Origin of the sequence: Micromonospora sonneratiae (assembly GCF_042679305.1) — a bacterium.
GTDB lineage: Bacteria > Actinomycetota > Actinomycetes > Mycobacteriales > Micromonosporaceae > Micromonospora_H > Micromonospora_H sonneratiae.
On sequence record NZ_JBHTMP010000111.1, the window covers coordinates 1 to 13,306 of the forward strand.

Annotated in this window: 15 protein-coding genes; 7 read left to right on the top strand and 8 right to left on the bottom strand. The window is 70.0% G+C overall.

Annotation, left to right across the window (positions count from 1 at the left end):
• The 3 genes from ACFQ4H_RS33535 to ACFQ4H_RS33545 all read right to left on the bottom strand — a co-directional run.
• Nucleotides 1-421 (bottom strand): AMP-binding protein (locus ACFQ4H_RS33535; protein WP_377579075.1); only part of this gene is annotated, 421 nt, incomplete at its 3' end.
• Nucleotides 421-1,182, bottom strand: coding sequence for a glycosyltransferase (locus ACFQ4H_RS33540; RefSeq protein ID WP_377579077.1), 762 nt, complete (start codon nt 1,180-1,182; stop codon nt 421-423). The genes ACFQ4H_RS33535 and ACFQ4H_RS33540, both read right to left, overlap by 1 nt.
• On the bottom strand, nt 1,179-2,210 hold the full coding sequence (locus ACFQ4H_RS33545; RefSeq protein ID WP_377579079.1) for a 3-oxoacyl-ACP synthase III family protein: 1,032 nt from the start codon (nt 2,208-2,210) through the stop codon (nt 1,179-1,181). Before ACFQ4H_RS33545 ends, ACFQ4H_RS33540 begins: the two co-directional genes overlap by 4 nt.
• Nucleotides 2,211-2,319: 109 nt before the next feature.
• Between ACFQ4H_RS33545 and ACFQ4H_RS33550 the strand changes: the two genes are divergently transcribed.
• The 4 genes from ACFQ4H_RS33550 to ACFQ4H_RS33565 are packed head-to-tail and all read left to right on the top strand — an operon-like array spanning nt 2,320 to nt 5,889.
• Nucleotides 2,320-2,589, top strand: a complete 270-nt coding sequence (locus ACFQ4H_RS33550) for a DUF6343 family protein (RefSeq protein WP_377579081.1) — start codon at nt 2,320-2,322, stop codon at nt 2,587-2,589.
• Between the two features lie 15 nt (nt 2,590-2,604).
• Nucleotides 2,605-4,017 carry an NADP-dependent succinic semialdehyde dehydrogenase gene (locus tag ACFQ4H_RS33555; RefSeq protein WP_377579083.1) on the top strand — a complete coding sequence of 471 codons (1,413 nt, stop codon included), beginning with the start codon at nt 2,605-2,607 and terminating at the stop codon, nt 4,015-4,017.
• A 40-nt stretch (nt 4,018-4,057) separates the two neighbouring features.
• Nucleotides 4,058-5,632: a Na+/H+ antiporter gene (locus ACFQ4H_RS33560; RefSeq protein WP_377579085.1), complete on the top strand. Its 1,575-nt coding sequence runs from the start codon at nt 4,058-4,060 to the stop codon at nt 5,630-5,632.
• Entirely contained in the window at nt 5,629-5,889 is a 261-nt protein-coding gene (locus tag ACFQ4H_RS33565; protein ID WP_377579087.1) for a UBP-type zinc finger domain-containing protein, read from the top strand. Before ACFQ4H_RS33560 ends, ACFQ4H_RS33565 begins: the two co-directional genes overlap by 4 nt.
• A 20-nt stretch (nt 5,890-5,909) precedes the next feature.
• Here the strand turns inward: ACFQ4H_RS33565 and ACFQ4H_RS33570 are convergent, their stop codons facing one another.
• Both ACFQ4H_RS33570 and ACFQ4H_RS33575 read right to left on the bottom strand, forming a co-directional pair.
• The gene (locus tag ACFQ4H_RS33570) at nt 5,910-6,443 is read right to left on the bottom strand and encodes a GNAT family N-acetyltransferase (RefSeq protein ID WP_377579089.1); all 534 of its coding nucleotides are present in this window, start codon (nt 6,441-6,443) and stop codon (nt 5,910-5,912) included.
• An 84-nt stretch (nt 6,444-6,527) separates the two neighbouring features.
• The gene (locus tag ACFQ4H_RS33575; RefSeq protein WP_377579091.1) at nt 6,528-7,796 is read right to left on the bottom strand and encodes a zinc metalloprotease; all 1,269 of its coding nucleotides are present in this window, start codon (nt 7,794-7,796) and stop codon (nt 6,528-6,530) included.
• 166 nt (nt 7,797-7,962) lie between these two features.
• Between ACFQ4H_RS33575 and ACFQ4H_RS33580 the strand changes: the two genes are divergently transcribed.
• Nucleotides 7,963-8,673 carry a hypothetical protein gene (locus ACFQ4H_RS33580; RefSeq protein WP_377579093.1) on the top strand — a complete coding sequence of 237 codons (711 nt, stop codon included), beginning with the start codon at nt 7,963-7,965 and terminating at the stop codon, nt 8,671-8,673.
• Between the two features lie 145 nt (nt 8,674-8,818).
• Here the strand turns inward: ACFQ4H_RS33580 and ACFQ4H_RS33585 are convergent, their stop codons facing one another.
• Nucleotides 8,819-9,724, bottom strand: a complete 906-nt coding sequence (locus ACFQ4H_RS33585) for an SRPBCC family protein (protein ID WP_377579095.1) — start codon at nt 9,722-9,724, stop codon at nt 8,819-8,821.
• 6 nt (nt 9,725-9,730) lie between these two features.
• Nucleotides 9,731-10,093, bottom strand: a complete 363-nt coding sequence (locus ACFQ4H_RS33590; RefSeq protein ID WP_377579097.1) for a hypothetical protein — start codon at nt 10,091-10,093, stop codon at nt 9,731-9,733.
• A gap of 315 nt (nt 10,094-10,408) precedes the next feature.
• On the opposite strand from ACFQ4H_RS33590, the gene ACFQ4H_RS33595 reads away from it, so the two are divergent.
• Together ACFQ4H_RS33595 and ACFQ4H_RS33600 are read left to right on the top strand one after the other, a co-directional pair.
• Nucleotides 10,409-11,173 (top strand): PP2C family protein-serine/threonine phosphatase, encoded by a 765-nt coding sequence (locus tag ACFQ4H_RS33595; protein WP_377579099.1) that lies wholly within the window; start codon nt 10,409-10,411, stop codon nt 11,171-11,173.
• A 44-nt stretch (nt 11,174-11,217) separates the two neighbouring features.
• A complete protein-coding gene (locus ACFQ4H_RS33600; RefSeq protein ID WP_377579101.1) occupies nt 11,218-11,961 on the top strand; it encodes a hypothetical protein in 744 nt (247 codons plus the stop codon).
• Between the two features lie 22 nt (nt 11,962-11,983).
• On the opposite strand, the gene ACFQ4H_RS33605 is transcribed toward ACFQ4H_RS33600, so the two are convergent.
• On the bottom strand, nt 11,984-13,306 hold a 1,323-nt coding region (locus ACFQ4H_RS33605), incomplete at its 5' end, for an ATP-dependent helicase C-terminal domain-containing protein (RefSeq protein WP_377579103.1).

Consider the following 13,306-nt stretch of genomic DNA (forward strand, 5'->3'; position numbering starts at 1 on the left):
TCAGCACCGGCCCGAGACTGGCCAGGTCCGGCAACTCCAACTGGGCGCGGCGGGCCAGCGGACGGGCCCAACCCGCCACGGCCTGGGCGGCGGTGTCGGCGACCACCAGCGCCGGTCGGGCCAGTGCCAGCCGGGCCCGCAGCACGTCCGGACCGGCGGACGGATCGAGCACGGCGATGCGGAGGCCGAGCCGGTGCGCGGCCAGCATCACCGACAGGGCCCGCCCGCCGGGGCGTACCGCCAGACCGAGGGTGTCCCCGGCGGTCAGTCCATGGTGGTGCAGCGCGGCGGCGTAGCCGTCGGCCAGGTCGGCCAGCTCGCCCCGGGTCATCGCCACCCGGGTACGGCCGGTCCGGCCGGCGGTCAGCAGGGCGGGCCGGTCCGGATGCCGGCGCAGTACGGTGTGCAGTTCGTCCAACATCAGCGCGGGTCCGGGGTCAGTTGGCCGCAGCCACGGTCGAGGTACCAGTCGGCGGTGCGCCGAAGCCCGTACGCCCGCAGCCGGCGGGTCGAGTTCTCCACCACCATCGTCCGGTCGTGGTGGATCGCGGTCGTCTGCCGGCGGACCCGGTTGAGGAAGGTCCGGTCGGTGGGGGACGGTCGCCTGGGCATCCCGCCACTGGCCAGGTAGAGCGTCGCGGTGATGGCCATGTTGTTGCCGGCATGCATTCGGTAGGGCACCAGGTAGGCGGGGTCGCGGTGGGCGGGGCGGAACCGCCCGAAGGTCGAGGCGATGCCGACCACCATCCGGAATCCGGCCCGCCCGAGCAGGCCGTGCTCGTCACGCCGGGCACTGATCCGGCCGCAGAGCATCCCCGCGCCTCGGGCGAACCCGGACCGTACGGCGGCCACCCAGTCTGGGCGGGGCAGACAGTCCGCGTCGGTACGGGCCAGCAGCCGGGCACCGTGTGTGATGGCGTGCCGGAATCCGGTGTCCACCGCGCAGCCGACGCCCTTCTCCGGTTCGCGGATCACGTGGACCGGCATCGGGGCGCGGACGGCGAACCGCTGTGCCGCCTCGGCCGTGCCGTCGGTCGAGCCGTTGTCCACCACCAGCAGGGTGAACCCGAGGTCGGTCTGTGCGGCCAGGGCGTCCAGGGTGGCTTCGATCCGAGCGGCCTCGTTGAAGGCGGGCACGACCACCCAGAGTTCGGTCGTGCCGGGTGCCAGGCGCCGGGTCACGACTTCTCCCACACCATGGTCATCAGGCTGACTCCGCCGCCCAGCCCGACGAAGAGCACCCGGTCGCCGCGGCGCAGACCGGACTCGGCCCGGGCCAACTGCACGCCCAGCGTGGCACTGGCCATGTTGCCCAGTTCCGGCACGGTGATCTCCAGCTTGTCCTTGGGCACGCCGGTCACCTCGATGAACCGTTCCAGGTAGGGCAGCGTCACCTGGTGCACCAGCACCCGGGCGTAGTCGGCCCAGTCCAGGCCGGTGCGGTGGCGTACCCGGTGCAGGATGTCGCCGCCGATCCGCTCGAAGACGCCCCGCAGTTCGTGCCCGTCGCCGTGGAAGTACGTGTGTTCGTCGCCGCGTGGGTGTCGGGAGCCGCCGCCGGGGATGCCGCCCACCGGCCAGTGCTCCGACCAGGTCTCCGTGTCGACGTCCAGGATGCCGCCGGTGGTGACCGGCTCCACCACCACGGCCGCCCCGGCGTCGCCGAAGGTGTAGCCGGCGAAGGCGGAGCGGGCCTGGGCCAGGCTGGACAGTTGCCAGCGCATCGCCCGGGTCGGGGTTTCGCCGGTCACCACCAGGGCGCGGCGTGCGCGGCCGGCCAGGATGAACGACCGGGCTATGTCGATGCCGTTCAGGAAGCTGTTGCAGGCGTTGGTGACGTCCAGGGCATGTGCCCGACCGCCCAGTTCGGCCTGCACGATGTGTGCGGTCGCCGGCTCGACCATGTCCCGGGTGGCCGACGCGAACAGCAACAGGTCGATGTCGTCGGGGGTCAGTCCGGCGGCGGCCAGGGCCTGTCGGGCGGCGCGGACGGCCAGGGTCGAGGCGTACTCCTCGTCGCCGGCCACCCGACGGCGGTCGATACCGGTCATCCGGACGATCAGACCGTCCGGCAGATCCAGGCCACTGGCCGTTGCCACCCGTGCCTGAAGTTCGGTGCTCTCCATCACCTGCTCGGGCAGGCTGGCACCGACCGCGGTTATGCCCACCGACATGTCCGTGGGGCGAGGCGTCTGGGGTGGAGAGGTCATGCCGTCAACTTTCCGAGAGGCGTGCGGGCGGGGGATGAGTAGCGGTGCTCAAACCGACCAGGGGCAGCCGCTCAGGTTAGCCGCTCACCCGATCGGGTACTTCGGCGAGATGGCCACGAAATCGCAGCCCAGACGGGCTAGAGGGACGGTGGGACATCCGTACAGCGCACTGAACCTGCGTCTGCTGTTCGCCTCGTTCGGTCTGGTCGTGTCGGTGGTGCTCGGGGTGCTGTTGTTGTGGGCCGGGTATGCCGTACTGGGGGTGATCCTGCTCGTTCTCGCGGTGGTGGCGGTGGTGGACCTGGTGGTGGTGCAGCGCCGCCGCAGGGCCCGACGTCGGGAGGAACCGCCGGGCACGCGCCACTCACTCTTCGAGTGACAGGAGTACGCAGACATGCCGATCGCCACCATCAACCCGGCCACCGGGCAGCTGGTCGAGAGCTTCGACGCGCTGCCGGACGGGCAGGTCGACGCTGCCATCGAACGGTCGGTCGAGGCCTTCGAGGCGCTGTGCGGGACGACCTTCGCCGAGCGTGCGCAGTGGCTGACCGCCGCAGCGGATCTGCTCGACGCCGACCGTGACGACATCGGACGGCTGATGACCACCGAGATGGGCAAGACGTACGCCTCGGCGAAGGCCGAGGCGGCCAAGTGCGCCGCTGCCTGTCGGTTCTACGCGGCCAACGCCGAGCGGTTCCTGGCCGACGAGCCGGCCGACGCGTCGGCGGTGGGGGCGACCCGGGCGTACGTCCGCTACCAGCCACTCGGGCCGGTGCTGGCGGTGATGCCGTGGAACTTCCCGCTCTGGCAGGTCATGCGGTTCGCCGCCCCGGCGCTGATGGCCGGCAACGTCGGACTGCTCAAACATGCCTCGAACGTCCCGCAGACCGCGCTCTACCTCGAGAAACTCTTCCGCCGTGCGGGGTTCCCGGTGGGGGCGTTCCAGACGTTGCTGGTCGGCTCGCGCAGTGTGGAGCGGATCCTGACCGACCCCCGGGTACGGGCCGCCACGCTGACCGGCAGTGAGGGAGCCGGGCGGGCGGTCGGCCGTACCGCCGGACAGGAGTTGAAGAAGGTCGTGCTGGAACTGGGCGGCAGCGATCCGTTCGTGGTGATGCCGTCGGCCGATCTCGAACGGGCGGCCGAGGTGGCCACCACCGCCCGCTGCCAGAACAACGGTCAGTCCTGCATCGCGGCGAAACGGTTCATCGTGCACACCGACGTGTACGACGAGTTCGCCGAGGCCTTCGTGGCCCGCATGTCGGCATTGCGGGTGGGGGATCCGATGTCCGCGGACACCGACGTGGGGCCGCTGGCCACCGAGCAGGGGCGTGCCGACGTCGAGGAACTGGTCCGGGACGCGGTCGACAAGGGTGCCCGGGTGCTCTGCGGCGGCCAGCGTCCGGACGGTGACGGCTGGTGGTATCCGCCGACCGTGGTCACCGACCTCATCCCGGAGATGCGGATGTGGTCGGAGGAGGTGTTCGGGCCGGTCGCCGGGCTGTTCCGGGCCGCGTCGTACACCGACGCCATCCGGTTGGCCAACGGCACCAGTTTCGGCCTGGGCTCGAACGCCTGGACCCGGGACCCGGCCGAGCAGGAACGGTTCGCCACCGACCTGGACGCGGGCAGTGTCTTCATCAACGGGATGACCACGTCCTTTCCCGAGCTGCCCTTCGGCGGGGTGAAGAACTCGGGGCACGGCCGGGAACTCTCGGCACAGGGCATCCGGGAGTTCTGCAACCTCAAGACGGTCTGGGTGGGTAGCGGGGAGTCGAGAGGCGGTGCCGGCTCGCACAGCGAGTGAGCGGCGTACCGACAGCATGTCCGTTATCTAGGCTTCAGGTATGGAAGACCTGTTCGAGGTCGTTCTGTTCCTGGCGATCGCGACCTTCGGTGCCGCCCTGGCCCGCCGCCTCGGGCTGCTCTCACCGATCCTGCTCGTCGTGGCCGGGCTGGTGCTGTCCTTCGTGCCGGGCTTCCCACAGGTGCACCTCGAACCCGACCTGGTGCTGACCGGCATCCTTCCGCCGTTGCTCTACATCGCGGCGTTGGAGACCTCGGTGCCGGCGTTCCGGTACAACCTGCGCCCCATCCTGCTGCTGGCCGTCGGTCTGGTGATCTTTACGGCGGTGCTGGTGGGACTCGTGGTCTACGTGGTGATGCCCGACGTGCCACTGTCGATCTGCCTGGCCCTCGGCGCGGTCGTCGCGCCGCCCGACGCCGTCGCCGCGACCGCCGTCGCCCGGCGGATCGGGCTGCCCCGGCGGGTGGTGACGATCCTGGAGGGCGAGAGCCTGGTCAACGACGCCACCGCGCTAGTGCTGCTACGGGCGGCCTCCGCCGCCGCGGTGGGCTCCGCCGCCGGGATCGCCAACATCGGCAGGGAGGTCGTGGTCGCCGCCGGTGGCGGTATCGCCATCGGCCTGCTGGGCGTGCTGGTCTTCGGGTTCATCCACCGCCGGATCAAGGACCCGATCCTGGACAACGCGCTGTCGCTGATCACACCGTTCTCGCTGGTGCTCCTGGCCGAGCAGGTGCAGGCATCCAGCGTCGTCGCCGTGGTGGTGGCCGGGTTGGCGCTCGGCCACCGGATGCCGGTGCTGATGTCGGCCGCCTCCCGGCTCCAGATGAACGCGTTCTGGCGACTCGTCAAGTTCCTGCTGGAAGGGTTGGTGTTCCTACTCGTCGGTCTGCAACTGCGGGAGGTCGTCACCGGTCTGGACACCCCGTGGAAGACCACCGTGTGGGTCACCGCGGCGGTGCTGCTGACCGTGTTCCTCACCCGGTTCGCCTGGGTCTTCCCGGCCACCTCCCTCGCCCGCCTGGTGCCCCGGTCCCGGCGGCGCACCGCCGCACCACCGTACGGCTTCCCGTTCGTCATCTCCTGGGCCGGGATGCGGGGAGTCGTCACCCTGGCGGCGGCACTGGCGCTGCCGATGACCCTGGCCAACGGTGCACCCTATCCCCGGAAACTCTTCGTCTGGCTGGCGTTCGCCGTGATCGTGGCCAGCCTGCTGGTCCAGGGCGCTACCCTTCCCAGGGTGGCGCGACGGTTGAACCTGCCGTCCGACGATCCGGTCCAGGACGCCCTCTCCGCCGCCGGTGTGCAGCAGCAGGCCGCTCGCGCGGCCCATCAGCGACTGGACGAACTCGCCGAATCCGCACCGGCCACGGTGGTCGAGCGCCTCCGACGACTGGTCGACGAGCGTACGAACTCGGTGTGGGAGCGGCTGGGCGGTGCGGAACAGGAAACTCCGTCCGAGGCGTACGGTCGGCTCCGACAGGAGATGATCAGCGCGGAACGTCAGGTGCTCCGTAACGCCCGCGACGAGGGGCGCATTCCCGAGGAGGTGCTCGTGCAGGCCTACCGCGAGCTGGACCTGGAGGAGTCGCTACTGCGTCGGGGGAGAGGGCGATGAGCTGCGTGCACCTGACCGAGGCACCCCGGCCCACCGAACCACGGGTCGCGCAGGGGTGCCAGGAGTGTCTGGCGATCGGCTCGCGGGACTGGGTGCACCTACGTGAATGCCTGACCTGTGGGCAGGTGGGCTGCTGTGACTCCTCGCCGTACCGGCATGCCACCGGCCACTTCCAGAGCACCGGTCACCCGGTGATGAGATCCGCGCAGCCGGGCGAGTGGTGGCGGTGGTGCTACATCGACGAGGAGATCGGCTGACCTGGCAGCCCCGCCGTCGGTCAGGCCAGGCGACGCTCAAGCAGTTGGCCCAGCCACTGCCGGCCCGGCAGATCCACCACGAACCCCTCGGTCGCCGTGAAGCCCTGATGCTCGTAGTAGCGGACGAGGGCACGATCGTCTCCGCCATAGCAGTCGACGCGGAGCAGGTCGACCCCCCTGTCCCGGGCGATCTGCTCGGCATACGCCAGCAACCGACCACCGATGCGCTGCCCCTTACGGCTCCGGTCGGTCACCAGCAGGTTGACGTACAACTCGGGTTCGACCGCTGGCGGGACGTACGGCGTCGCCGTGCCGACGGCCAGCGCGCCGACCGGCTGGTCGCCCAGTACGGCCAGGTACAGACCCCCGCTGCCTGCCCAGCCCTCGGCCTGTGCGATCCGGCGCGGGTCGGTGGAGTGCGGCTCGGTACCCCACTGACCGGTACGCCCCTGCCCGACCAGCCATCGGGTGGCACCGTCGAGCAACTCCAGAACGGCGGGCACGTCGGCGGGACCGCCGGACCGGATATGAAGCGAACCAGGATCGTCGACCATGCCGCCATGTTTCCATCGCGGGCGGTGCGGCACTACCGTCCGCACCGACAGGTCCCGAGGCTGACCAACGGGCTACCCGGTGGGCTACCCGGCCAGCGGGCGCAGGCACAGCACGTTCTCGTCGACGGTGACGATGTGCAGGCACGCGGCGGCGCGTCCGTTCGGATAGGTCAGTTCGAGCCGGCAGCCGTCGCCGTCAGCGCTCCACCGCCCGGTGGCACCGACCGGTGCGTCGACCGGCCCGGGACGGAGGTCGACGAAGGTGCCATCCGGGTGGAACTCGATGCCGTCGCGACCGCGTGCGGGTGGCAACGGCAGGTCGGCGCGACGGTAGACCCGTACGCCCGGGGTGTCCTCCTCACGGACGTGCACCCACCGTCGGAAGAGTGCGGCCGGCGGGGCGGCGTCACCGGTCGGGCGCTGGTCGACGGGTGGGTCGGCATCGCCGGCGGCCAGGCTGGCCCGGGGACCGGCCAGACACGCGGCCATCCGGGCCGCCTGCCCGACGGTGAAGCAGCACATGGCATCGTCGTCGGTGTAGTCCATGAAGTTCATGAACATGTCGCCGTCGGGGCCGTTCTGGCAGCTCATCGTGGGCCAGGTCGGCTTGCCGTAGTTGGGTCCGCCCTGGTTGGGCGTGTCGGCCACGAAGTCGTCACCACCGCAGCCCTCCCCGTCGTCGCCCCAGATGTGTCGCAGGTTGAGCCAGTGGCCCACCTCGTGGGTGGTGGTCCGGCCACCGTTGAACGGGGCGGCGGCGGTGCCGGTCGTACCGAAACTGGAGTGCAGGACCACGACCCCGTCGGTGGCGGCCGGGCCGCCGGGGAACTGCGCATACCCGAGTACGCCGCCGCCGAGCTGGCATGCCCAGATGTTCAGGTAGGTCCCGGCTGGCCAGGCGTCGACGCCGCCGGTGGCGGCGGACTTCACCGCGTCGTCGGTGTCGAAGGCCGTGGTGCCCGTCCGGGTACGGGTGATGCCGCTGGTGGGTGCGCCGTTCGGGTCGGTGGTGGCCAGCGCGAATTCGACCCGGGCGTCTCCCACCACCGACTGCCACACCTGGGGCACCTTCGTCAGGTCGGCGTTGCGTTTGCGGAAGTCGGCGTTGAGCACGGTGATCTGGCTGTGGACCTGATCGTCGGAGATGTTCTGGGCCTCGTCGTGCCAGACCACGTGGACCACGACCGGGACCCGTACCACGCGGGGCGGTTCCGCCCGTCGCCGCCGGCACTCCTGGAAGGTGAAGTCCTCGATGTCGGCGCGGGTCGCGATGTAGCCGGGAGCGGTGTCGAGTAGCCGGCGGTGCACCGGCATGGTCCCGCACCGGCCTGCCGATGCTGACAAGCCCGTCATCGGCTGATTGTGGCAAGTCCAGGTCGGGTCGGTTGCCGAATTTGTCGGAGCGTGCTCACTGCCGGTTTTTGCAGGGGCGATCGCAGTGGGCGCAGTGGGGTGGCGACGGCCGGGGCGGCTGTGCGGAAACGCCACGCCGGGAGTTTCGGACTGGGATCCTGGAAACGTGGGCAACGAGACTAGTGCGCAGCGCGAATACGGTCGACAGACCGCGGACGACCAGTCGACGGATCAGCCGGATGTGCTGCTGGACGTTCCGGGTCTCAACATCGACGCGCTCGATCTGGAAGCGACCGACCTACGGGCGAAGGTGTCGCTGAACGCCGAGGTGCTCAACCTCCTACGGCTCAATGTGGGTATCGACCTGAGCCTGGGACAGGTCAGGCTCGATCTCCGGGGAGTGGGGGCCCAAGCGCTGCTCAAGGTACGTCTGGACCAGGTCGCCGAGATCGTGAACCGGATGCTGACGAGCGTCGACACGCATCCGGAGTTGATCGAGTCGTTGGTCCGTACCGCAGCGACGTCCGGGCAGCAGGCCGCCCAGGGGGGTCAGGGCCAAGCCCAGGGTGGTCAGGGCCAGCAGGGCCAGCAGGGTCAGGGCCAGCAGGGCCAGCAGGGTCAAGAGGGCCAAGGCCAGCAAGGTCAGGGACAGGAGCAGGGCGAAGGCGGCCAGGCCCAGGGGAAGAAACCGGAGGGCCAAGGGCAGGGCCAGGAAGGCCAAGGGCAGGACCAGCCCCAGCCTCAGGGGGACGGCCAGGATCAGGCGGGCCGGGAGCGGGCGATCGAAGCCTGTGCGACGGTCGACCTGGAGAGTCGGCGGTCTGGTGACCCACGCCCACCAGCGGGACTACCTCGGAGAGCGCGTCGGCGGTGGTAGGCAGTCGTAGCAGCAGGTAGGTAGAGCAGCCCCTGGGCCCGCCTCGCTTGCCGCCCGCCATTCACGGGTGACTGGATGGGGTGACTGGATGGAATGGCGGCGAGGCCCCGTGGCGACGGGGCCCGCCGACCGACGTACGACGAGATCAGCGATGTTCCTGGGCGCCGGCAGGCTGTTGCTGCTCGGGGGCAGGCTGTTGTTGCTCGGGGGCCAGGCCTTCGGCACACTCCTGCCGACGGGCCGCCGCGTCGTCCTGAATGATCCTGCCGTTTCGGATCTCGCCGCGCCAGCCGGGTACCTCGTCCGGGTGCAGGACCGTCGCCGTCATGACGTGTCGAACGAAGCGCTTCAGTTCGAGGCGTACGCGTCGGCCCTGTGCCCGCCAGAGGTTGCCAGTCCGCTCGAACAGTCCCCGGGGGTGGTACTGCAACACGACCAGGATGCGTGTCAGGTCCGGGGTGACCTCGTGGAAGCTCACCGTCCCGTCGACTGACCCCTTGTCACCGTGTGACCGCCACACGATCCGCTCGTCCGGCACCTGTTCGAGGATCTTGGACTCCCACCTGCGGCGGGACCAGAACACTCGCGCCTGCCAGGTGAGCCGGTCGTCAGTCTCCTGCTCGACGTTCCCCACCTTCTTCATGAAGCTCGGAAAGTCCTCGAACTGCGTCCATTGGTTGTACGCGACCCGTACCGGCACACCCACGTCGATCGACTCGATGATGTCGGTGACCTTGGCGTCGTGCTCGGTGTCTCTGCCGTTTCGACCGAATGCCTGCTTGATCTGCTCACGGCCACCGGCCATGCCGGCAGTGACAGCCGCATTGACAGGTGACTTGCCAGACTTCAGTTTCTCTGCGCCCACCGAGGCAGCCGTCTTGCCCGGACCCTCATGCGTACCGGCGTAGTTGCTCAATCGGTTGGTGAGTACGTCGATCCGTTGACTGAGCATCGACGCCGTACGCTCGCCCGCAGCGCTGACGAGGTTGTGCAGGCTGTCGAGAAGCCTGTCGGTGATCGCGTCGCCGGCTCGGTTCGGCTTCTGGTTCACCTGTCCTCACCTGCTCCCGTCCGACTGGTCGTCGCCCGGTTCCCCGCCCCGCTGCCTCCCACCGTGCCGCAGTGCCTCGGCGCCGCTGTTGAGCCGTTCGGTCAGCAGGTCCACCGGCTTGCCGATCGCCGTACGGGCAGCCGCCTTTCCCGCATCCCCGAGGCGATGCAACGGTCCCTGCGAGCCCTTGTCCTTCCCCTCCTGGTCCTTTCCGTCCTGGTTGCCGTCGAGAAGATGCGCGACGGGCCCCTTGCCGAGCCGACCGGTGGCGGCTGCCGCTCCGAGGACGAACGCCGCTCTCAACTTGCGCCTACGGCCGAGTACGTAGCCAACCGCCATCGCCAGTGCGATGTGTCCTGCCCGTTTCATGATCGCTTCTCTCGTCACCCCGTTGTCAGCCTGAGTATCCGTAACTACCGGGTGACCGGGAGGCGAAACGCGACGATGCGGCCCGGGCTGAACCGACGCCGCCCCGCTCCGATCTGTTTCGGATGCAGAGGGCAGGCGGCGGCGGTGCTCGGTTGTCATCGACGGGGGTGGCAGGTGCCTGTCGGGCTCCCAGGGAAAAACACACTCTCGCTCACCGTGGTCAACTGATGACAATGAGTTATTCTTGTTGGACTAATGTCACGCCACGGTGATCTAGTAGAGACATCTCGGGTTCTGTTTGGCAGGCTGCGTGCCATGACACTGAAGCTGCGTTCCGCGGCGGTGAGCGACCGTGGCCTGATCCGGAGCGGAAACCAAGACTCGGTGCACGCCGGACCGTGGCTCCTCGCCGTCGCTGATGGCATGGGTGGCATGGCTGCCGGTGATCTGGCCAGCACGATCGCCATCGAGGCGATCTCCCCTCTCGACGTGGAGACGCCGGAGGACAGCCTGGTCGCGGTGCTACAGGAAGCCGTCCGGGTCGCCACCGCCGGGATCCGCGCCGCCGTCGAACAGGACCCGGAGCGGCAGGGCATGGGTACCACGTTGACCGCACTGCTGTTCGCCCGTACCGGCAGTGCGCTCGCCCTGGCCCACATCGGCGACTCCCGGGCCTACCTGCTGCGCGACGGGGTGTTGAAGCAGGTCACCAGGGACGACACGTTCGTGCAGATGCTGGTCGACGAAGGCGTGATCAGCCCGGACGAGGCCAGCAGCCATCCCCGCCGGGCGGTGGTCACCCAGGCGTTGCAGGGAGACGACGTCACCCCCGCCTACTCCACCATGGTGCCGAGGGTCGGTGACCGGTGGCTACTGTGCAGCGACGGCCTCTCCAACGTCGTACGGGCGGACACCCTCGCCGAGGCCCTGAAGACCTATCCCGATCTGCACCTGTGCGCGCAGCGGCTGGTCGACCTGGCGCTGCGGGCGGGTGGTCCGGACAACATTACAGTGGTGGTGGCCGATGTCGTCGGGGCGAGCGTCGCCCCGCAGGCCGAACCCACAACCAGCCAGGCCTGACCAGCCTTCGGCGGTGACGGCGACCCGCGACCGGGGGAGACGGCATGCAACCGTGCCAGATCTGTGGAGGCTCCGGGGTCGACCCGGGTGGCTTCTGCCTGACCTGTCGGTCCTTCCGGGGAAATCCCGCCCCGCCGCCCCGCCGATCGTGGGTGCTGCCCGCGGTTCTCGGCTCCCTCGGGCTGCTGGCGGTGACGGGCCTGGTCGTGACCGTTGGAATTTTCGTACTGCGGAACCGACCGGATCCGGCGGGTGACGTGGGGCAGGCATCCGCGACGACCAGCCCGATGGCGGCTGTGCCGACGGTCGTACCCTCGCCGGCCCCGACCGCCGAGCCCTCACCGACCGCCCCGCCGGTCGATCCGCTGCACGATCCCTGTGTGATCGGCGTCTGGCGGGAAACCAGCTATCAGAGCGACGCCGAGATCGACGGTACGGATGTACGGCTCGGCGGCGGCAGCGCCATCCAGCACTTTCGGGCCGACGGCACCATCGCAGTCGAGTACGGCAAGGGCGTGACCCGCAAGGGCAAGGCGGGTGGGCGGACCTTCGAGGTGGTCATGTCCGGACGACTGACCTTCAACTGGCAGTCGGACAAGGGGCAACTGCTTTACAGCAACGCCAAGGCCAGTGGCCAGATCGTGTGGAAGATCAACGGGCGGCGGTACAGCAGTCGGGGCCTGGCCGGCAGCCTCAAGCCGGAGCGCTACACATGTGCCGGCGACTTGATGCGGCAGTTCGGCGAGACCTACACCATCGAGTTGGCCCGGGTGGGTGACGCCATCTGAGCCCACCCGTCGCAGGCTCCGGTCAGCGGCGACGCGGTTGGACCCGCCGGGTGGGTACGGCACTGGTCGGATCCTCCGGCCAGGGGTGGCGTGGATAGCGTCCCCGTAACTCGGCGCGTACCTGCTGATAGCCGGTGCGCCAGAAGGACTGTAGATCACGGGTGACCGCGACCGGACGCCCCGCCGGTGACAGCAGGTGCAGCAGGACCGCCACCCGCCCCTCGGCGATCCGTGGCGCGGTCTGCCAGCCGAAGGTCTCCTGGAGCTTCACCGCCAGCACCGGTGCCTGCGGATCGGAGTAGTCCACCCGGATCTGGGATCCGCTCGGCACCTCGATCCGTTCCGGGGCCAACTCGTCGAGCCGAGCGGCCTGTGGCCAGGGCAGCAACCGGCGCAGCGCAGCGGTCACGTCGACCCGGTCCAGGTCGGCGCGGCGCCGTGCGGTGGCCAGCTCGGGGGCCAGCCACTGTCGGGCGTCGGCCAGTAGCGCCTCGTCGGTCACCTCCGGCCACGGGTCGCCGTACGCGTGTCGGCAGAAGGCCATCCGGGCGCGCAGTGAACTGGCCGGGGCCGTCCAGGTCAGCAGGGACAGCCCGGTGCGGGCCAGGCCGTCGAGCAGCGCCGTCACGACCTGATCCTGATCTGGTCGGGCGAGTGGACGGTCCACCAGGATCACCGCACCGAGCCGTTCCAGTTCGCGGGCGACCACGTCCGTACCGGACCAGGCGATCTCCTGTTGGCCGTGCAGCAGCGGCGCACCGGCGTCGCGGGCGGTGGCCTCGTCGATGACCGCAGCCAGCCGGATCTGGGCGTGACCACGGCCCGGTGCGCGATCCGCAGCGGCGATCGCCAGCCACGCCGACCCGGTCAGCGCCGACCCGGGCCTCAGGTCCGCCGCCGTGCCACCCGCCATCAGGTACGACGTGCCACCCGCCTGCCGGACCTGGGCCAACCGTTCGGGGTAGGCGAGTCCGATCAGCAGCCCGGCGGCGAGATCGTCGGGTGGTCCTTCCACCGGCGTCGGCTGCGCCCCTCCCGCCGGTGCCAGCCGGTCCGACGCCGGTGGTGCCGTCTCGACGGCGCTCCGCAGTCGCCGTACCTCGGCCCGCCAGCGGGCGGTGGCACCCGGGTCGGTTTCGGCGCGTAGCCGGCGCCAGTTTGCCACCAGGTCGTCGCCGGACCCGGTGACCGTCTCGTCGGAGAGCAGCGCGACCACCTCGGCGGCCCGTCGTACGCCGAGCCGGTCGGAACCGTCCAGCAGCGCCCGGGCCAGTCGAGGGTGTGCGCCGATGGCGGCGATGGCCCGGCCACGCGGGGTCACCCGACCGTCGCGGTCGACGGCGTC